Source organism: Variovorax sp. P5_A3 (genome assembly GCF_056400665.1).
The window spans coordinates 120,622-141,004 of sequence record NZ_JBFUKW010000023.1 but is presented as its reverse complement, the minus strand read 5'-3'; the positions used below and the strand labels follow the sequence as shown (position 1 = coordinate 141,004).

The window sequence follows — 20,383 nt, the reverse complement described above, 5'->3', positions numbered from 1 at the left end:
CGGCGCGACCTGACGAATGATGTCAGCCATTTGTATTCATTTTGTATAAATGAGTGCAGAATCGTATCTGCGTTGAAGGATTCTTCCGACAGCCAAAACGCAACCAAGTGCGTCGAATGTTGCAGAGCGTCCAAACGACATAGGCTGGCCGACATGGCCTTTCGTACGGTGGCGCCGGGGCGTTGCAGGGGGCAATATGGAGTCTCGGCTGAAAAATTAGCGCTTTGTGATTACTCTTGGCTCTGATACATCTTCCGCTGAAAAGACGTAACGGTTGAAACAAGCAGGGCTTACCCGAAGGGCAACGGTCATTTCATTCGCGGAGTCAGCAGTCCATGGAACAACAGCCTCTTTCCCCCACATCGCCCGAGGCGGAGTCGCTCTCGCTGATCGACCTGTTCGTCCGCCCCTCCGGCAGCGCGCCCCAGACTCGTCAAACCAGCAGCTCCGCGTTGCCTGCGGTCCTCGCCGTCCAGCAGGCGGAGCGGGCCCACGCATCCCGATTGCTCCCAGACACGCTTTTTGCAGCAGCCTGGTGCCTCCTGCAATCACGCTGGCTGGGAACCCCGACGGTGGAGCTTCGCGAATCCGTGGTCGACGCATCGGGGCCTGCCCGCAGGGTCGCTGCCGTGATCCGTTGCGATGGCGATGCGACCGTGGGCCAGTGGCTTTCGGATGTCGATCAGGCGCGTCGCAGCCCGGGCACCGTCCCAGCGACCGACGTCCCTCCCTTTGCCTTGTGGCTTCGCGACGGAGCGCCCGACGTCGGCAATGACGGTCCGATGCTTCAGCTAGGGACGGCTTTCCCGCCTGGCCAGACAGCCGCACTTCATATGACGGTCGCTGCCGCGGTCCTCGAGAGCGCAGTCGCCGAAAGCCTGCTGGCCGCACTCATCGACACGGCATCCGATCTGCTGGAGCGGCCGATGGCCACCATGCGCGAGATCCGCACGCTGCAGGCATCCGACCGGCGGCAGCAACTGGAGGTCTGGAACACCCCGGCGTCCGACTACGACCCGGCACTGACCGTCCACGCCCTGTTCGAACGCCAGGTCGCGGCGCAAGGCGACGCCATCGCGTTGATCGGCGAGGACGGCCCCGTGAGCTACCGCGCGCTGTCCGATCACGCCGGACGCATGGCGCGCAGGCTGCAGGCGCGCGGCGTTCGCGCCGGAGATACCGTGGGCGTGATGCTCGACCGGTCGAGCGCCGCGGTGGTCGTCCTGCTCGGCATCCTGAAGGCCGGCGCGGTCTATGTTCCCGTGCAGCCGGACTTTCCGGCCGAACGCATCGCATTCATGCTGTCGCATTCCGATGTCGGGCTGGTCGTGACCCAGTCCGCGCACCGGCCGCTCGTCCCTGCCGGGCGGGCGCTGCTGTCGATCGACGAGGCCATGGACGACGACGCATCGCTGCCGCCGCTCACGACCACGGCGGCAAGCGGCGAATCGGTGGCCTATGTGATGTACACGTCGGGCTCGACCGGCACGCCCAAGGGCATCGAGATCTGCCACCGCTCGATTCTTCGTCTCGTGGTCGGTGCCCGCTATGTCGAACTCCCGCCCGGCGAAGCCATGCTGCACGCCGCGCCGCTGGGATTCGATGCATCCACGCTCGAGATCTGGGGCCCGCTGCTGAACGGCGGCATCTGCGTGGTCCATGACGAACAGGTGCCGACCGGCGGCGGACTGGCGCGCACCATTGCGCAGCACTCGGTCAAGACCGCCTGGCTCACGGCTGCGCTCTTCAATGCGGTGGTCGACGACGATCCCGCGCAACTGGCCGGCCTGCGGCAACTGCTCACCGGCGGCGAGGCGCTGTCGGTGCCGCATGTGCGGCGCGCGATGGCCGCCCTGCCCGGCCTCATGCTGATCAACGGCTACGGGCCGACCGAATGCACGACCTTCGCGGCCACGCACCACATCCCGCGCGACCTGGCGGCCGACGCGCGTTCGGTGCCGATCGGACGGCCCATCAACGACACCGCCCTGCGTGTGCTCAGCCCGACGATGGCGATGCTGCCCGCCGGCCTCGTCGGCGAGCTCTGCATCGGCGGACGCGGCCTGGCGCGCGGCTATCTGCAGCGCCCCGACCTGACGGCGGAGCGCTTCGTCCCCGACCCGTTCGGCGGGGCTGACGACCGGCTCTATCGCACCGGCGACCAGGCGCGCTGGCTGCCCGACGGCACCATCGAGTACATCGGCCGCATCGACGGGCAGGTCAAGATCCGGGGCCATCGCATCGAGACCGGCGAAGTCGAGGCCGCGCTGCTCACGCACCCGGGCGTCAAGTCCTGCGCGGTTATCGCGCGCGCCGATCCGTCTGGCCGACTTCGCCTGGTGGCCTACCTGGTGGCGCGCGGCACCGAGGTGCCGTGGACGACGCTGCGCCAACACCTCGCCGAGCGCCTGCCCGAAGCGATGCTGCCCGCGGCGCAGGTCTGGCTCGAACAGCTGCCGGTCACGACCAACGGCAAGCTCGATCGCCGCGCGCTGCCGGAGCCTCCGAGGCAACGCCCCGAACTCGCGCAAACCTTCGAGGAACCCCGCGACGATGCCGAGCGCAAGGTATGCGCGGCCTTCGCACGCGCCCTCGGCATCGACCAGGTGGGCCGCAATGACAATTTCTTCGACCTCGGCGGCGATTCGCTGCTGGTGCTCAGGGTACTGAAGGATTTGCAGCGCGGCAGCGATCGCCGCCTGTCGACCAACCTGTTCTTCCGCCAGCCCACGCCCGCGGCCCTGGCCACCGGGATGCAGGACAGCGAGCCCGCCACGCCGCAACGCGAGGCTGCCAAGCCCGCGCCGCAAGCGACGCAGGGCATGGAGCCGGTGGCGCTGATTGCCATGGCCGGCCGTTTCCCGGGCGCCGCGGACGTCGAGCAGTTCTGGGACAACCTGATGGCGGGTCGTGAATCGATCACCTTCTTCGACGATGCGACGCTGGACGCCGGCGTCAGCGCCGCGTTGCGGGCCGACCCGTCCTACGTGCGCGCACGCGGCGTGATCGACGACATCGAGCAGTTCGACGCGGCCTTCTTCGGTATCAACCCGAAGGAGGCGGAACTGATGGACCCGCAGCAACGCGTGTTCCTCGAGATCTGCTGGGAATGCCTGGAGCGCGGCGGCTATGTGCCCGACCAGGCGCCCGGCCCGGTGGGCATCTACGGCGGCATGTTCAACGCGACCTACTTCCAGCGCCACGTGTCGGCGCACCCGGACCTGATCGACATGGTCGGCGAATTCCAGGTGATGCTCGGCAACGAGAAGGACTACATCACCACCCGCGTGGCGAACCGGCTCAGCTTGACAGGCCCCGCCGTGAGCGTGCACACGGCCTGCTCGACCTCGCTGGTGGCGGTGGCACAGGCCTTCCATGCGCTGCGCACTGGCCAGTGCCGCATGGCGCTCGCGGGCGGCGCGTCGGTCACCTGCCCGCCGCGCAGCGGCTATCTCTACAACGAAGGCTCGATGCTGTCGCCCGACGGTCATACGCGCAGCTTCGACGCGAATGCGAAGGGCACGGTCTTCAGCGATGGCGCGACCGTCGTGCTGCTCAAGCGGCTGTCCGACGCGATCGCGGACGGCGACACCATCTATGCCGTGCTGCGCGGCGCGGCGGTCAACAACGACGGCGGCGCCAAGGCCAGCTTCACCGCGCCGAGCGTGGACGGACAGGCCGCGGTCATCGAGGCCGCACTGGCATCGGCCGGCGTCGAGGCCCGCAGCATTTCCTACGTCGAGACCCACGGCACCGCCACGCCGATGGGCGACCCGATCGAGGTCGAAGGCCTCACCCGCGCCTATGCGGCGCACACCGCGGACACCGGCTTCTGCACCATCGGTTCGCTGAAGAGCAATGTCGGCCACATGGTCACGGCCGCCGGCGCGGCAGGCCTCATCAAGGCCGCGCTCTCGATGCACACCGAGGCGATTCCCGCCAGCCTGCACTACGAGTCGCCGAACCCGGCCATCGATTTCGACGCTTCGCCCTTCCGGGTGAATGCCCAGCTGCGCCCCTGGCCGCGCGAGGCCACGCCGCGGCGCGCGGGTGTCAGCAGCTTCGGCGTGGGTGGCACGAACGCGCACATCGTCATCGAGGAGGCGCCGCTGAGAGAGCCCTCCGATGCCGCCACAGGGCCGCAACTGCTGACCCTCTCCGCCCGTTCACCGGCAGCGCTCGCCGCTGCGGCAACGCGACTGGCCGATCACCTCGACGCGCATCGCGATGTCGCGCTGGCCGACGTCGCCCACACGTTGCGAGTCGGCCGCAAGCAGTTCGCGCACCGCGCCTGCGTGGTCGCCGAGTCTTTCGATGAGGCCGTTGTGGCATTGCGCACCGCCGACTCGGCTGCGCGCGCAGGCGGCTCCGTCAATGCCTGGGTGCCGCAACCGGTGTTCATGTTCCCAGGCCAGGGTGCGCAGTACGCCGGCATGGGCCGTGCACTCCACGCTGGCGATGCCGTCTTCCGCGCGGCTTTCGACGAGTGCCTGCGCGCCTTCGACGGCGTCCTGGGCTTCGACCTTCGCGAACGCATGTTCTCGGACGAAGCCTCGGCGCTCACGCCCACATCGGTCACCCAGCCGGCCACTTTCGCGCTCGAATACGCGCTCGCCCGCCAGCTCATGGTGCTGGGCGTGACGCCGGCCGCCATGATCGGCCACAGCGTGGGCGAGTTCGCCGCCGCCGTGCTGGCTGGCGTGATGCGCCTCGAAGACGCCGCTCGGCTCGTGGCACGGCGCGGCGCGCTGATGCAGGCACTGCCCGCCGGCACGATGCTGTCGGTGCGGCTCGCGGCCGCCGAGCTGCTGCCGCTGCTGCCCGAAAGCATCTCGCTGGCCGCCGACAACGGCCCGGCCGTCTGCGTGGCCGCGGGTCCGAGCGATGCGATCGAGAACCTGCGCGCCGCGCTGGAGGCCAAGGGCATCGTGGCGAGGACGCTGCAGACCTCGCACGCCTTCCACTCCGCCATGATGGAAGCGGCTGTCGCGCCCTTCGAGGCGCTGGTGCGCGAGACACGGCTGTCGGCGCCGAGCCTGCCGATCTATTCGACACTCACCGGCCGCCTGCTGACGGACGAGGAAGCCACGGACCCGCACTACTGGGCACGGCATCTGCGCGAAACCGTGCGCTTCTCGCCCGCAGTGCGCGAAGTGCTCGGCCAGCTCGCGCATCCTCTCTTCGTCGAGATCGGCCCCCGCAATACCCTGGCGACGCTGGTGCGCCAGCACGCCACCAAGGCCGTGCCCGCACCTGCGACGTCGCTGCTGCCGGACCCGGCGCAGGGCGAGAGCGCCGCATGGCGACTCGCCGCCGGCCGCCTGTGGGCGCAAGGCGTCGAGATCGATCTCGGCGCCCTCGACACGCGCGGACGCAAGCATCGCGTGCGCCTGCCCACCTATCCCTTCGAACGCAAGCGCTTCTGGGTCGAGATGGCGGCGGTGCCTGCCGCCGCGGCCGTGCCCGAGACGACCAGCGTGCCGGCCGCTGCCGCTGCGCCTGCTTTCGACGCTTCCGCCTTTTCCGCCCCTTCCGTCCCACTTTCCACATCGATCCCGGAGTTGACAATGACTGTCGCTGCTGTCGCCTCTTCCGCGCCCCCCGCGCGCCGTGCATCCCTCGTCACGCGCCTGCGTGAACTGTTCGAGAACCTCTCGGGCGTCGACATGACCGACGTCGAAGGTGCGGCGCCTTTCGTCGAGATCGGGCTCGACTCGCTCACGCTCACGCAGGCCGCGATGCAGGTCAAGAAGAACTTCAAGGTCAACCTCACTTTCAGGCAACTGATGGAGAGCTATCGCAGCTTCGATGCGCTGGCGGAGTTCCTGGATGCCACGTTGCCCCCCGACCCGGTGGCGGTCGCGGCGCCGGTGGCAGCGCCCGCAGCGGCGGCCGTGCCGCAACAGGCGGCGACGATGTCGATGCCCGCCATGCCGGCGATCCAGCCCGTGGCGGGTCTCGCCGCCGGCAATGGCTCGCTGATGCAGCAGGTCATCGCGCAACAGATGCAATTGATGCAACAGCAACTCGCATTGCTGTCGGCGGCGCCGACGGTTCCGGTCAGCCCCGTGCTGCCGGCGCCGGCGACGGAGCAACCCACGCCCATGGCCACCGCCGCGGCCACGGCGTCCACTTCCCCCACGCCGGCTGCTGCCGAGGAGCCCGCCGCGCCTCTGCAGAAGTACGACGTCAAGAAAGCCTTCGGCGCCATCGCGCGCATCCACACGCAGAGCAAGGACCCGACCGAGCGGCAGAAGGCGCGCCTGGCGGCCTTCATGCGGCGGTACGTGGAGCGCACGCGCAGCAGCAAGGCCTTCACCGAGCGCAACCGTTCGCACATGGCCGATCCGCGCGTGGTCAATGGCTTCCGCCCGGCGACCAAGGAGATCACCTACCAGATCGTCATCGAACGCTCCAAGGGCTCGCGGCTCTGGGACATCGACGGGAACGAATACGTCGACACGCTGAACGGCTTCGGCATGAACCTCTTCGGCTGGACGCCGGACTTCATCAACGACGCGGTGCGCAAGCAGCTCGACCTGGGCTACGAAATCGGCCCGCAGCATCCGCTCGCGGCCGACGTGACAAGGCTCCTGTGCGACCTCACCGGCTTCGACCGCGCGGGCCTGTGCAACACCGGCTCGGAGGCCGTGATGGCCGCGCTGCGCATCGCGCGCACGGTCACCGGCCGCAGCACCGTGGTGCTGTTCACTGGCTCCTACCATGGCACCTTCGACGAAGTGCTGGTGCGCGCGGGGCGCAATGCCAAGGGCATGTCGGCGGCGCCCGGCGTGCTGCAGGGCATGTTCGGCGACGTCCGGGTGCTCGACTACGGCACGCCGGAAGCGCTGGAGTTCATCCGCGCCAATGCCGACGACCTGGCCGCCGTGCTGGTCGAGCCGGTGCAGAGCCGCCGACCCGACTTCCAGCCGCGCGAATTCCTGCGCGAGGTGCGGGCCATCACCGAGAAGTCCGAAACCTGCCTGATCTTCGACGAGGTCATCACCGGATTCCGCTGCGACCTGGGCGGCGCACAGGCCGTGTTCGGCATCCGCGCTGACCTGGCCACCTACGGCAAGGTGCTCGGCGGCGGCTTCCCGGTCGGCGTGATCGCCGGCAAGCGCACCTACATGGACGCGCTCGATGGCGGCCCGTGGCAGTACGGTGACGACTCGGTGCCTACCGTGGGCGTGACCTACTTCGCCGGCACCTTCGTGCGGCACCCGCTCGCACTTGCCGCATCGAAGGCCGCCCTCGAATACCTGAAGCAGGACAACAACAAGCTGCAGACCCAGTTGAACCTGCACACTGCGGCCATGGCCGACGAGCTGTCGGCCTTCTGCCGCGAGGTCGGCGCGCCGCTCGAGATTCGCTACTTCTCGTCGCTGTGGCGCGTGAGCTGGCTGGAAGACCATCCGTTGCAGGATCTGCTGTTCGCCATGATGCGCAGCCGCGGCGTGCACATCCTGGACAACTTCCCCTGCTTCATGACGACCGCGCACACGCAGCAGGACATCGCGACCATTAAGTCCGCCTTCAAGGAATCGATCGCCGAGATGCAGGAGGCCGAACTGCTGCCGCGCCGCGCGGCACCGAAGCCGGCCTTCGACCCGTCCCATCCGCCCGTGCCCAACGCACGCCTGGGTCGTGACAAGGACGGCCAGCCCGCATGGTTCGTTCCCGATCCGACTGCCCAAGGCAAATTCATGAAGTTCCAAGCATGACCACAGCCGTTCTCACCCCCTCCGACGACAGCGCCGTGGACGAGTTCGACCCGTTTGCGGCGGGCCTGATCGAGCGCGTCGTCGCGACGACCGAGGCGCAGCGCGAAGTCTGGCTCGGCGATCGCCTGAGTCCGCAGGCATCGCTGGCCTACAACGAGTCGCTGCGGCTTCGCCTCAAGGGCCGGCTGGACACGCGCGCGCTGGGCGCGGCGCTCGACCAGCTTGTGGCACGCCACGAATCCTTGCGCTCGACGATCTCTCCGGATGGCACCGAGCTGCTGATCGGCGAGGCCACACCGCTGCGACTGAACGAGCACGACCTGCGCCATCTCGATGCGGCCGCCCAGCAGCGCCGACTGGAAGAAGACGGCCTCGCCGCCGTGCAGGAACCCTTCACGCTCGAGAAGGGGCCGCTTTTCCGGGCCACGCTGTACCAGCTCTCCCCGACCGACCATGTGCTGGTCATGACCGCGCACCACGCGATCTGCGACGGATGGTCGTGGGGCGTCATCAGCCAGGACCTCGGCCTGCTCTACGCGGAACAGACCGGCGCAGGGCCGGCGCTCGAACCGGCTGCGCGCTATTCGGACTACGCCGCCTGGGAGGCCGAGGAATCGGCGAGCCCGGAGATGCAGGCGCACACGGAGTACTGGCTGTCGCGCTACGCCGGCGGCAGCCTGCCGGTGCTGGAGTTGCCGATCGACCACCCGCGGCCTGCGGTGCGCACCTTCAGTTCCTACCGCATCGACCACGTGCTGGACCAGAGCCTGATCGACGGCCTGCGCCGCGTCGGCTCGGGAACGGGCACCAGCCTGTTCGCAACCATGTTCAGCGCCTTCGCCGCGACCCTCCATCGGCTGACGGCGCAGGACGATCTCGTGGTCGGCATCGCCGCCGCGGGCCAGATGCCCAGCGATATGCCCAGCCTCGTGGGCCACTGCGTGAACCTGCTGCCGATCCGGGTGGCGGTGGACACGAATGCCCCTTTCGACGCGCTGGCACGCCAGTCGGGCAGCTTGCTGCTCGATGCCTTCGAGCACCAGACGCTGACCTACGGCTCACTCCTCAAGAAGCTGCCGGTGCCGCGCGACCCGAGCCGGCTTCCGCTGGTGAACGTGCTGTTCAACGTCGACCGCGACGCCGCGCCCAACGAAGGCAACTTCCCGGACCTGCGCGTCGAGCAGAGCACCATCGCGCGCCGCTACGAGAACTTCGAGCTCTTCCTCAACATCACGCCCGTGATCGGCGGCATGCAGATGGAGGCGCAATACAACGCCGACCTGTACGACGATGCCACGGTGCGCCGCTGGCTGGGCATGTACGAATGCCTGCTGCGCTCCGTGGTGAATGATCCGGCGCAGCCGGTCGGCAAGTTGCAGGTGCTGTCGGCCGACGAGGCGCGTGCGCTCACCGCGCTTCAACCCGCCCCGACGCCACTCGACGGTGAGCCGCTGATGCACGCCGGCTTCGTGAAGCATGCAGCCGCGCAACCCGAGCGGCCGGCCCTCCGCGACGGCGAGAAGCGCATGAGCTACCGCGAACTCGACGCGCGTTCGAACCGCCTGGCGCACGCCTTGCGCGCTCGCGGCATGGGCCGCGGCCAGCGCGTCGGCCTGTGCCTGGACCGCGGCACCGACATGTTCGTGGCCCTGCTCGCCGTGCTCAAGAGCGGCGCTGCTTATGTGCCGCTGGACCCTGCGTTCCCGCAGGCCCGACTCGACTACTACGCCGAAGACGCACGCCTGGGCCTGTTGCTGACCGCCTCGTCGATCGCCGCCGCACCGGTCAACTGGTGCGCCGATGCCGCGCAGCGCGTGTTCCTGCTCGATCGCGAGACTGCCTGGCTCGACGAACCGGCGACGCCGCTCGCGGCAGGACCCGAGGATGCTCAGGCCGAGGACACGGCCTACGTCATCTACACCTCCGGATCCACCGGCAAGCCCAAGGGCGTGTGCGTGCCGCACCGTGCCGTCGCGAACCTGATGCAGACCATGCAGCGCGAACCGGGCATCTCCGCGCAGGACCGCCTGGCCGCGGTGACCACGCTGTCCTTCGACATGGCCGTGCCCGAAGTCATGCTGCCGCTGGCGGCGGGCGCCGAGATCGTGATCGTGCAGCGCGAAGTCGCCATGGACGGCAACCGCCTGCGCGGACTGCTCGAATCGGAATCCATCACCATCCTGCAGGCCACGCCCGGCATGTGGCGTCTGCTGCTGGACGCGCAATGGTCGGGCGCACGCGGCTTCCGGGCCTGGATCGGCGCGGAACCCGTGCCGGCGGACCTTTCGCTCGAACTGCTGGACCGCAGTTCGGAGCTCTGGAACCTGTATGGCCCGACCGAAACCACGGTGTGGTCCACGGTCTGGCGCATGGAGCGCCCGCGCATCGCGGCGCGCGGCGTCTCGATCGGCCGCCCGATGGCGAACACCGGCGTCTGGATCCTCGACAGCAATCTGCAGCCCTGCCCCATCGGCGTGCCGGGCGAGATCTGCATCAGCGGCATGGGCGTGACGCTGGGCTATCTCGATCGCCCCGAACTCACGGCAGAGCGCTTCGTGACCACCGCCATCGACGGCGTGGACACGCTGATCTATCGCAGCGGCGACCGCGGCCGCTGGCGCAACGACGGGCTGCTGGAGCACATGGGGCGCTTCGACTTCCAGGTGAAGGTGCGCGGCTATCGCATCGAACTCGGAGAGATCGAGGCACGCTGCAACGAGGCACCCGGCGTCGCCCGCAGCGTGGTGGTCACGCGCGAGGACCAGCCCGGCGATGTGCGCCTGGTGGCCTACCTCGCGAACTCCCCCGGCGCCACGGTCGACCTCGCGGCATTGGACCGTCATCTGCGCAGCCGCCTGCCGCAGTACATGGTGCCGCAGCACGTTGTCACGCTCGACGCCATTCCGCTGCTGCCGAACGGCAAGGTCGATCGCAAGGCCCTGCCCAAGCCGAGCGCGACCCGCCAGGAAACGACCGAACGTATCGCGCCGCGCAATGACCGCGAGCGCGTCGTGATGGAGACGATGGAACGCGTGCTCAACCTGCCCGGGCTCGGCATCCGCGACGACTTCTTCGCGCTCGGCGGGCATTCGCTGCTGGCCGCACGCGTGTCGACCTTGCTGAGCCGCGAGTTCGGCATCACCGTGCCGCTGCGCACCCTGTTCGAAGCCCCGACCGCTGAACGGCTGGCCGCGGCGATCGACAGCCTCAGCGGCGACGACGCACCGCACAGCGAGCCCATTCCCCACAAGGCCGGCCGTCGCAGCGCGCCGCTCACGCCGATGCAGGAACGCATCCGCTTCGTCGAGGAAATGCACCCGGGCCGCTCGGTCTACAACGCGCCTTCCGCGCACCGGCTCGGCGGGCCGCTGGACGTTCCCAAGTTCAATGCGGCGCTGCGCGAGATCATCCGCCGGCAGGCTTCGCTGCGCACGTCGGTCGGCGTCGATCCGCAGACTGGAGAGCCGGTGGCGCTGATCGCCGACCACATCGACTACGAACTGCCGCTGGTCGATCTCGGCAGCCTTCCCGAGGACCAGCGAGAGAACGAGCTGCTGGAGCTGATGCAGGAGCTGGCCGATCGCCCGATCGACATCCACAAGGCACCGCTCTTCCATGCCGCGCTCTACAAGGTCGCGGAGGACGACCATGCCTTCGTCTTCGTGCCGCATCACCTGGTGTGGGATGGCTGGTCCTTCGACGTCCTGCAGTCCGAGCTGTCGCAGATCTACGGCGCCATGGTGCGTGGCGTCCCGCACGGACTGCCCGAGCCTGCCGTCACCCACGGCGACTACGCCGAGTGGTACGCGAACTGGCTGGAGCAGCCGGAGATGGAGACCCAGCTCCAATACTGGAAGAACCGCTTCGCGAACTCGCCGACGCCCAAGGCGCCCCAGACCGACATGCCGCGCCGCGCGGGCATGAGCGGCCAGGGCGGCACGCACTGGATCAGCGTCGACAAGGCGCTGACCGAGCGGCTGCGCGACGTCGGGCGCGGCCACAATGTCACGCTCAACATGCTGACGCTCGGTGTCTACATCCTGATGATGAGCAGCGTGATCGACACCCGCTCCATCGTCATCGCGACCCCGGTGCGCGGCCGCGAGGCGCCCGAGACCGAATCGATCATGGGTTTCTTCAACAACGTGCTGCCGCTGTCCTTCCAGGTCGACGGGTCACTGCGTTTCGGGGAGTTCATGCGCTACGTCAAGCAGGAGCTGCTGTCGGTCATGAACTACCAGCAGGTGCCCTTCGAGCGGCTGGTGGTCGAGCCCGAGTTCGTCGAGCGCGCCCAGGGCGTGGGGCTCTACCAGGCGCTCTTCTCCTTCCAGGATGCGCGCGAACGGCCGCCGGGCATCGGCGACCTCCAGGACCGGCAGATGCACCTGCTGCAGCGCGGCGCGACGGACGACCTCGGCATCTGGCTCATGGACAAGGCCAAGGGGCTGGAAGGCGCGATCACGTACAACGCCGACATCTACCGTCGCGAAACGGGCGCCGCCTTCAAGGAGCGCTATGTCGAGTTGCTGACGCTCGTGGCGCAACGGCCGGACGACACGCTGGAAGCGCTGTGGGCTTCGGGTGAATCCGAAAGCACCAGCTACCTGAAGCGCCTCGCCGCCGGCAACATGCCGCCGCAGGCCGCGCCCGCCGTGGCCCCCGTTCAAGAGGAAAAGGGACCGCCCGCGCTGCTGCTGCCCGAGCAGGCCCGCCTGGCGCAGATCTGGGCGAGCGCGCTGAGCATCGACGTCAACGACATCCGCGCCAACGACAACTTCTTCGACCTCGGCGGCGATTCGCTGCTGGCGATGCGGGTGCTGCGGCAGGCGGAACAAGTGCTCGGCTTCCGGGTGGAGCCGCGGCGCTACGTGTTCGAAAGCCTGGGGCAACTGGCCTCGGCCGCCGCGGGTACCGCCATCGAAGCCAATGAAGCTGTCGCGGAGGCCACTGCGGACAGCGGATCGAAACGCGGCCTTCTCGGTCGCGTGTTTTCGGGTTGGAGCCGCAAGGGCTGAAGGGTTGCCATGTCGATCGTCCAGATTCCTTCGGTGGCGCACTGCCAGTTGTGGCGCGTGGACCTTGATGTGGTGCCGGGACGCGAGGCGGCGGCATGCCTGTCGGACGAGGAGTGGGAAAGGGCCCATCGCTTCGTCTTCGCGCGGGACCGCCATCGCTTCGTCGCCGCCCATTCGGCGCTTCGCGGCGCGCTGTCTGCCCATACGGGCATCCCGGGCGCATTCCTGGATTTCTCGCATGGCGCATTTGGCAAGCCCAGGCTGGTGGACCCGGTCGGCGTTCGCTTCAACCTGAGCCACAGCCAGTCGGTGGGGCTGATCGCGATCAGCATGGACTCGGAAGTGGGTGTCGACGTCGAGCTGTTGCGCCACCTGCCGGACGCCGAGGCACTGGCCGAAATGCATTTCACCGACACGGAACTTCGCGCGCTGAAAGCCGTTGCGCCCGACGAGCGCGACCGCGCCTTCCTGCGTTGCTGGACGCGCAAGGAAGCCTGCCTGAAAGCCACGGGGATGGGCCTCAGTGCCGACACCCGCAGTTTCGAGGTCGGTCTTGCCGGCGATGCGCGTGAAGTGAAGATTACCGGGGACGGAAGCGTCGTGCGCCTGGCGCTGAGTTCATTCGATGGCGGGCAGGGCGTCGTGTGCGCGGTCGCGCGCGTGGTGGCGGTCGAGGCGATCGCGCCACGCCCCATGATGCAGGAAAGCGAGTTGTACGCATGACCCCGATGCTCTTTGGCCCGGCCTCGCGCCAGTTGTTCGGGCTGTACCACGCGCCGGAGCGCGACGGCAACGTCTCCGTGCTGATCTGCCAACCCTTCGGCCAGGAAGCGATCCGCGCGCACCGCCTGTTCCGCGTGCTCGCCGATCGGCTCGCGCGCGCCGGGGTCGCGGTGCTCCGGTTCGACTACTACGGCACCGGCGACTCGCCGGGCGACGACACCGACGGCGAACTCGAGGGCTGGCGGCGCGACGTCTGCACTGCGCACGAAGAGTTGCGCAGGCGGGCGGGCGCGCGGCGCATCATCTGGCTCGGCTCGCGCCTGGGTGCCGCAGTTGCAGTGCTGGCGGCCAAGAGCGGTCGCTGCGACCCGTCGCGGCTGATCCTCTGGGATCCGATCGTCGACGGAACCCGCTATCTGGATACGCTGCGCGCCGGCCACGTCGACGCGCTCGAACGCTCCTACTGCGTTCCCGATCCGACGTGGCGTCGCCGGCTCGGGAAGGATCCGGACGCATTCACCGACGAACTCTTCGGCTTTGGCGTCTCGCCCGCCATGCGGCAGCAATTGCGCGCGCTGTCATCCCCAACATTGCAGTTGACCGCGTTGCACGAAACCGTGATGCTGGCGGACGCGGAAGACCATGCAGCACACCAGTGGGCGAAAGCGGAGGCGGGTCGCCACATGCCGGTGAAGATTTCAGAGTTCCACCACCCGCTGATCTGGACCTCCGATCCGCACCCCAACAACGCCATGGTCCCGACCGAAGCGCTGCAACGTTTGCTAGCAGAAGTTCATGAATGATTGCAAGGAAACCCCGGTCCAGTTCGGCGCCGATGGCTCGCTGATCGGGATCATCACGACCCCTGCCGACGGGCCGATGGCGCCGGTCGCCTGCCTCATGCTCAACATGGGTGCGAACCATCACATCGGTCCGCGACGCATCAACGTGAAGCTGGCCCGCCAGCTGGCGACCCGCGGCATCAGCAGCATCCGGCTGGACCTCGCGGGCCTGGGCGACAGCGGCCCGGCGAGCGGGTCGGAGCACTTCCTCACCCAGGCGGTCTACGACCTGCAGGCCGCGATGAATCTCATCGAGACCATGCTCGGGGTGCGCCGCTTCATCGTGATCGGATTGTGTTCGGGCGCAACCAACGGCCTCTCCCTCGCCGTCGCCGACGCGCGGGTGGTCGGGCTCCTGATGTTCGACGGCTACGCGTTCCCTGGACGCCGCACCCGCATGGAGCGCATGCTGCGCCGGGCGCTCGCAGCGCCGACCAATCCGGCCTTCATCGGCAAGACCGCGCGCTGGATCCAGCGCAAGCTGTCGCCGAGCGCGGCCGCCGCCGCGGCGCCGCATATCTTCGAGCCCGATCCGCCGGAAGTGACCGCCGCGGCATTTCGCCGGTCGATGTCGCAGGTGGCGGCGCGCAACCTGGCCGTGCTGCTGCTCTACACCGGGACCATGCACGTCACGGACCGGAATCGCGATCAGCTCGGCCCGTTTGCCAACGAGCCCTTCATGCGCCAGTTCGAATACGAGTTCATCGGCGAGATCGACCACGGCCTGACGTCGATGGCTGCGCAACAGACTTTCATGGCGGTGGTGTGCGACTGGGTCTTGCGCGTGACGCACGGTGGTACGTCCACGTTGTCGCAGCCCGCAATGGCGGCAGCCGGCCGCCCCGCCGGACGGGCCACCGCGCCGCGCGCCGCGCAGGCGTTCGCGCGCGACGCGCTGCCCTGACCGCCGCGCTCGCGCGACGGGCGGCGGTCAGGTCGCCGCGCCAGCCGGGTGCGGCACCTTTTCGCCGGGCAATTCCTGCATCGGTCCGCTGCCGCTGTAGCGGTCGAGCGCCAGGTAGATCGCCGGCGTGATGTAGAGCGTGATCACCTGCGAGAAGATCAGCCCGCCGACCACCGCCACACCCAGCGGCTGCCGCAGTTCGGCGCCGGCGCCCAGGCCCAGCGCGAGCGGCAGAGCGCCCATCATCGCGGCCAGGGTGGTCATCAGGATCGGACGGAAGCGCAGCCGGCAGGCCTCGCGAATCGCTTCGACCGGCTTCATGCCCTCGGTGCGCTGCGCTTCGAGCGCGAAGTCGATCAACATGATCGCGTTCTTCTTCACGATGCCGATCAGCAACAGGATGCCGATGGTGGCGATCAGCGTCAGGTCGAAACCGAAGAGCTTGAGCGACAGCAGCGCGCCCACCGCGGCCGAAGGCAGGCCCGCCAGGATGGTCAGCGGGTGGATGTAGCTCTCGTAGAGCACGCCCAGCAGCACGTAGATCACCAGCACCGCCAGGATGAGCAGCACCGCCTGGCTCGATTGCGAACTCTGGAACACCGCCGCATCGCCACCGTAGCTGGTGATGATCGAGGCCGGCATCTTCAGCTCGGCCTTGAACTGGTCGATCTTGGCGGTGGCATTGCCCAGCGGCACGTCGGGTGCGAGGTTGAACGACACGGTCACCGCCTGGAGCTGGCCCTGGTGGTTGACCGAAGTAGGACCCACCGTGCGCTTGACCGTCGAGAAGGCCGACAGCGGCACCAGTTGCCCGGCCTTGTTGCGCACGGACAGGCGCGACATGTCTTCCTCGAACTGGCGGTCGTTGTCGGCAGCCGAGAGGATCACCTGGTAGGTGTTGCTCGCACCGTAGATGCTGCCGATCTGGCGGTCGCCATAGGCGTTGTAGAGCGCGGTGCGCAGGTCGCCTACCGCGACGCCGAGCACGCCGGCCTTGTCGCGGTCGATGTCGAGCGTGGCCTGGAGGCCGCGGTTCTGCGAGTCGCTGGTGACGTCGCGGAAGACCGGATCGGCGCGCATGCGTTCCATCAGCTTGTCGGCCCAGACGCCCATGGTGCCGGCATTCACGCTCTGCAGCGTGTACTGGAAGCGCGCCTTGCTCTGCCGGCCGCCGAGGCGCAGGTTCTGCACCGGCTGCATGTAGACGGCGATGCCCGGGATTTCGCGGAAGCGCTTGCGCAGCGATTCGAGCACCTGCGGCATGGGCGGGCGCTCCTTGCGGGACTTGAGCACCGCGAACAGCCGGCCCGAGTTCTGCGTAGCCGTGGGGCCCCCGACGCCGATGAAGGAATTGACGTAGTCCACGCTGGGGTCGGCCTGCAGCGCCTCCGCCACGCGATCCTGAAGGGCCTTCATGGCGGGGAAGGAGATGTCTTCGGCCGCTTCGGTCGTGATCTGGATCTGGCCAATGTCCTCTTCGGGGAAGAAGCCCTTGGGGATGCTGATGAACATCCAGGCCGTGAGCGCGAAGGTCGAGGCGGCGAGCGCGAGCATGATCGGCCGGTGACCCAGGGTCCAGTCGAGCGTGCGCATGTAGTTGCTGTGCACCCAGCGGTAGCCGCGCTCGAAGGCCCGGCCAATGGCGGTGCCTGGCTCGGGATGCTCTTCCTCGTGGTCGACCGTCCCGCCTTCGCGTGGCGTGTGCTTGAGCAGCCGGCTCGCCAGCATCGGCACCAGCGTGAGCGATACGATCGCCGACACCATCACGGCCAGGCCCACGACCACGGCGAACTCGTGGAAGAGCAGGCCGATGACGCCAGGCATGAAGAAGATCGGGATGAACACCGCGACCAGCGAGATCGAGATCGAGATGATGGTGAAGCCCACCTCGCGCGCGCCGCGCAACGCTGCCGCGAAAGGCTCCATGCCCTTTTCGACGTAGCGCATGATGTTCTCGAGCACGACGATCGCGTCGTCCACCACCAGGCCGACGGCCAGCGTGATGCCGAGCAGCGACACGTTGTCCAGGCTGTAGCCGAAGGCGTAGAGCAGCGCCACCGCACCGATCAGCGAGATCGGGATCGTGAGCGCCGGGATCAGCGTCGCCACCAGCCGGTGCAGGAACAGGAAGATCACCAGCACCACCAGCAGGATGGTTCCGAGCAGCGTGAGCTGCACGTCATGCACGGCCTCGCGGATCGACAACGAGCGGTCGTTGACCAGGTTGATCTCGACCGACTGCGGCAGCTCTTCCTTGAAGCGCGGCATCAGCGCGCGCACGGCATCGACGACCTGCACCGTGTTGGCGTTGGGCTGACGCTGCACGGCCAGCGAGATCGAGCTCTCGCCGTTGAAGCTGCTGGCGGTCTTGACGGACTCGAAGCTGTCCTCGATGGTCGCGACCTCGTCGAGGCGGACCGGTGCGCCGTTACGTTGGCCGACGATGACCTTCGCAAAGTCCGCCGCCTTGAGCATTTGCTCGTTGGCCTGGATGGTGAGCGTCTGGCGCGGACCGTCGAGCACGCCGACCGGCGTATTGGCATTGGCCAGGCGCACGGCGTTGGCGAGTTCGTCGAGGGTGATGTTGCGTGCGTTCAGCAGGTTGGCATCGGCCTTGACGCGCACCGCAAAGCGCTTCTGCCCGTACACGCCGACCTGCGCCACGCCGTCGATGGTCGACAAGGTCGGCGAGATCAGGTTCTCTGCATAGTCGTTCAGCTCGGCCGGGGTCATCGAATTCGAGACCATCGCGATGAACAGCACCGGCGCGTCGGCCGGATTCACCTTGCGGTAGGAAGGCAGCTGCGTCAGCTCCTGCGGCAGTTGCCGCTGCGCGCGCAACAGTGCCGCCTGCACATCGACCGCGGCCGCGTCGATGTCGCGCGTGCTGACGAATTCGAGGGTGACCGAGGTCACGCCCTGCGTGTTGACCGAGCTGATGGTCTGCAGGCCAGGGATGGTGGAGAACTGCTTTTCGAGCGGCAATGCGACCGATGACGCCATCGTGTCCGGACTGGCGCCGGGCAATTGCGCGTTGACGTTGATGACTGGCGTGTTGTAGCTGGGCAGGGCCGCGACCGGAATCTGGAAATAGGCAAAGATGCCGATCACCACCACCGCGGCGGAGAGCAGCACCGTCATCGCAGGACGACGGATGCACAGCTCGGAGATGTTCATGTGTGCTCCCGCTCGGCGACGAGGCTGGCGTTGGAGGGCGCAACCGATGCGGCGCTGCCCGGGCCGGGCGCCGCCGAGTCTCCAGGCCTTTGCGTCGGTACCGGCGCATCGAGGCGCACCTTGCCGCCCGGTCGCACATTCTGCTTGCCTTCGATGACCACCTGCTCGCCCGCCTCGACGCCGCGCACCGCGACCTGCGTGCCGAAGGTGTAGAGCGCTTCGACCTTGCGCCGCGACGCCTTCTTGTCGGCGTCGACCACGTAGACGGAAACGCCGTCCGCCAGCATCATCAGAGCGGAGGCCGGCACGACGGTCGCGTCCTGGATCGTGCGAACGGTGACGCGGGTTTCTACGAACTGGCCGGGCCAGAGGCTCTGGTCCCCGTTGTCGAACACCGCCTTGGCGCGCACGGTGCCGATCAGCGGATCGACCGTGTTGTCGACGAAGCTCAGCGAACCCTTCAAGGGCTCCTTGCGGCCGGTCACGACCGCTTCGACCGGCGTGTGCGAACGCGCCGCCGCCAGCAGGTCCTGCAGCTTTCCTTCAGGCACCGGGAAGCTCACGGCGATCGGATCGAGTTGCGTGATGGTCACCAGCGACAGGCTCGGCTGGACCAGCGTGCCCGGATAGATATTGACTGCGCCAATGCGCCCCGCGATGGGGGCACGCAAAGTGGCGTAGCCCAGCGCCACCTGCGCCGACTGCACCGCCGCGCGATCCGCGGCGACCGCCGCACGCTGCGCCTCGAGCTGCGACAGGGTGGCATCGGCGGCGCTCTTGGCGATGAAGTTCTGTGCCACGAGATCCTGGCTGCGCTTGTATTGCCGTTCGAGGTCGGCCAGCATGGCTTCGTCGCGCTGCTGCTGCGCCTTGGCCTTGGCCAGATTGGCCTGGTCGGGGCGGTCGTCGAGGGTGAAGAGCAACTGGCCGGCCTTGACGAACTGGCCCTCCTTCACGTGGACCTCTCTCACCGTGTTCGTCACCTGCGGCCGCAGGTCGACGCTGTTGAGCGAAACGACACTGCCGTTGACCTGCACGATGACCGGGACATCCTGCTTTTTCGCGGCTGCGAGCGTGACCAGCGCCGGAGCGCCTGCCCCCGCGCCGGGTTTGCTGGCGCTGACTGCCGTGCCGCCCTCGGCGGCTCCGCGGATCTTGGCGCCCGACCACCACCAGGTGCCCGCTGCCGCGGCCACGACCAGCACACCCGACAGGGTGAGAACGAGATTCTTCTTCATGGGGCGTTGATATTGGATCGAAAGGGTCGCCGGTCTACGCGTGGCACTATTCTCCCGGCGGGAGCTATTGGAGCAGCGCAAGCAAAAAAGAGCCCATGGCCGCCGTAAAGATAAGTAAAGCGTTCATGCACGACAGCACGTTCCGCGGCTTCCGTTTGACGAGATGCGGCCGCTAGAATCGCCGCTCCCACAGCCTCTGGATGTACCCCATGAACCGCTGCAAAAACCCCCTGAACGCTCTGATTTTAATAGCGCTGAGCGCAGTATTGATGCCCGCTGCAGCTCTCTATTCGGCAAGCGCCGCCGCGCAGTTGCAAGATCCGTCGGCCACCCAGAACGAGGCCGCGAACGGTGGTCGCAATTTTCCCAACGGCACGCTGCGCGGCAAGTTCATGGTGGTGAATGCGCCGGAGATCCTGCTCGACGGCCAGGCCGAACGCCTGTCACCCGGCGCGCGCATCCTCAGCGCCAATCGCATGCTCGTCATGCCCGCATCGATCACCGGTCAGAACCTGCTCGTGAACTACACGCGCGACGCTGCGGGCCTGGTTCGCGAAGTGTGGATTCTCACGCCGGACGAAGCCAAGGCCAAGCGCGCATCTGCCGAAAAGCCGCTGCTGAACTTCTGGCCTTTCGTGGCCGACAGCGGACCACGCGACGACGGCAAGACGCCGTTCGACCAACTGCCCAAATACGGCCAGTAGACGCTCGCCCCCAGGCTTGCTCACTTCGTGTAGCCGCCCACCCCCTGCCGGGGGCG

Annotated in this window: 8 protein-coding genes; 6 read left to right on the top strand and 2 right to left on the bottom strand. The window is 67.9% G+C overall.

Features of this window, described 5'->3' with window-relative positions:
* Nucleotides 1-335: 335 nt before the first annotated feature.
* From AC1D3B_RS27810 to AC1D3B_RS27790, 5 genes are read left to right on the top strand one after another with little or no spacing between them, the layout of a single operon-like run.
* Nucleotides 336-7,724, top strand: coding sequence for an amino acid adenylation domain-containing protein (locus AC1D3B_RS27810; RefSeq protein WP_478193898.1), 7,389 nt, complete (start codon nucleotides 336-338; stop codon nucleotides 7,722-7,724).
* Nucleotides 7,721-12,739, top strand: coding sequence for an amino acid adenylation domain-containing protein (locus AC1D3B_RS27805; RefSeq protein WP_478193897.1), 5,019 nt, complete (start codon nucleotides 7,721-7,723; stop codon nucleotides 12,737-12,739). Before AC1D3B_RS27810 ends, AC1D3B_RS27805 begins: the two co-directional genes overlap by 4 nt.
* 9 nt (nucleotides 12,740-12,748) lie before the next feature.
* Nucleotides 12,749-13,462, top strand: a complete 714-nt coding sequence (locus AC1D3B_RS27800; RefSeq protein WP_478193896.1) for a 4'-phosphopantetheinyl transferase family protein — start codon at nucleotides 12,749-12,751, stop codon at nucleotides 13,460-13,462.
* The gene (locus tag AC1D3B_RS27795; protein WP_478193895.1) at nucleotides 13,459-14,265 is read left to right on the top strand and encodes an alpha/beta fold hydrolase; all 807 of its coding nucleotides are present in this window, start codon (nucleotides 13,459-13,461) and stop codon (nucleotides 14,263-14,265) included. Before AC1D3B_RS27800 ends, AC1D3B_RS27795 begins: the two co-directional genes overlap by 4 nt.
* Entirely contained in the window at nucleotides 14,258-15,208 is a 951-nt protein-coding gene (locus AC1D3B_RS27790) for a serine aminopeptidase domain-containing protein (RefSeq protein WP_478193894.1), read from the top strand. Before AC1D3B_RS27795 ends, AC1D3B_RS27790 begins: the two co-directional genes overlap by 8 nt.
* 27 nt (nucleotides 15,209-15,235) lie before the next feature.
* Here the strand turns inward: AC1D3B_RS27790 and AC1D3B_RS27785 are convergent, their stop codons facing one another.
* Nucleotides 15,236-18,385 (bottom strand): efflux RND transporter permease subunit, encoded by a 3,150-nt coding sequence (locus AC1D3B_RS27785; RefSeq protein ID WP_478193893.1) that lies wholly within the window; start codon nucleotides 18,383-18,385, stop codon nucleotides 15,236-15,238.
* Entirely contained in the window at nucleotides 18,382-19,623 is a 1,242-nt protein-coding gene (locus AC1D3B_RS27780) for an efflux RND transporter periplasmic adaptor subunit (protein ID WP_478193892.1), read from the bottom strand. The genes AC1D3B_RS27785 and AC1D3B_RS27780 overlap by 4 nt, the downstream gene beginning before the upstream one ends.
* A 209-nt stretch (nucleotides 19,624-19,832) precedes the next feature.
* Here AC1D3B_RS27780 and AC1D3B_RS27775 point away from each other — a divergent pair, with 209 nt between their 5' ends.
* Nucleotides 19,833-20,327: a hypothetical protein gene (locus AC1D3B_RS27775; protein WP_478193891.1), complete on the top strand. Its 495-nt coding sequence runs from the start codon at nucleotides 19,833-19,835 to the stop codon at nucleotides 20,325-20,327.
* Nucleotides 20,328-20,383 lie beyond the last annotated feature (56 nt).

What these genes read in the sequence shown, in the direction of transcription:
- AC1D3B_RS27810 (WP_478193898.1), top strand. Translation starts at nt 336, where the DNA reads ATGGAACAACAGCCTCTTTCCCCCACATCGCCCGAGGCGGAGTCGCTC.
- AC1D3B_RS27805 (WP_478193897.1), top strand. Translation starts at nt 7,721, where the DNA reads ATGACCACAGCCGTTCTCACCCCCTCCGACGACAGCGCCGTGGACGAG.
- AC1D3B_RS27800 (WP_478193896.1), top strand. Translation starts at nt 12,749, where the DNA reads ATGTCGATCGTCCAGATTCCTTCGGTGGCGCACTGCCAGTTGTGGCGC.
- AC1D3B_RS27795 (WP_478193895.1), top strand. Translation starts at nt 13,459, where the DNA reads ATGACCCCGATGCTCTTTGGCCCGGCCTCGCGCCAGTTGTTCGGGCTG.
- AC1D3B_RS27790 (WP_478193894.1), top strand. Translation starts at nt 14,258, where the DNA reads ATGAATGATTGCAAGGAAACCCCGGTCCAGTTCGGCGCCGATGGCTCG.
- AC1D3B_RS27785 (WP_478193893.1), bottom strand. Translation starts at nt 18,385, where the DNA reads ATGAACATCTCCGAGCTGTGCATCCGTCGTCCTGCGATGACGGTGCTG.
- AC1D3B_RS27780 (WP_478193892.1), bottom strand. Translation starts at nt 19,623, where the DNA reads ATGAAGAAGAATCTCGTTCTCACCCTGTCGGGTGTGCTGGTCGTGGCC.
- AC1D3B_RS27775 (WP_478193891.1), top strand. Translation starts at nt 19,833, where the DNA reads ATGAACCGCTGCAAAAACCCCCTGAACGCTCTGATTTTAATAGCGCTG.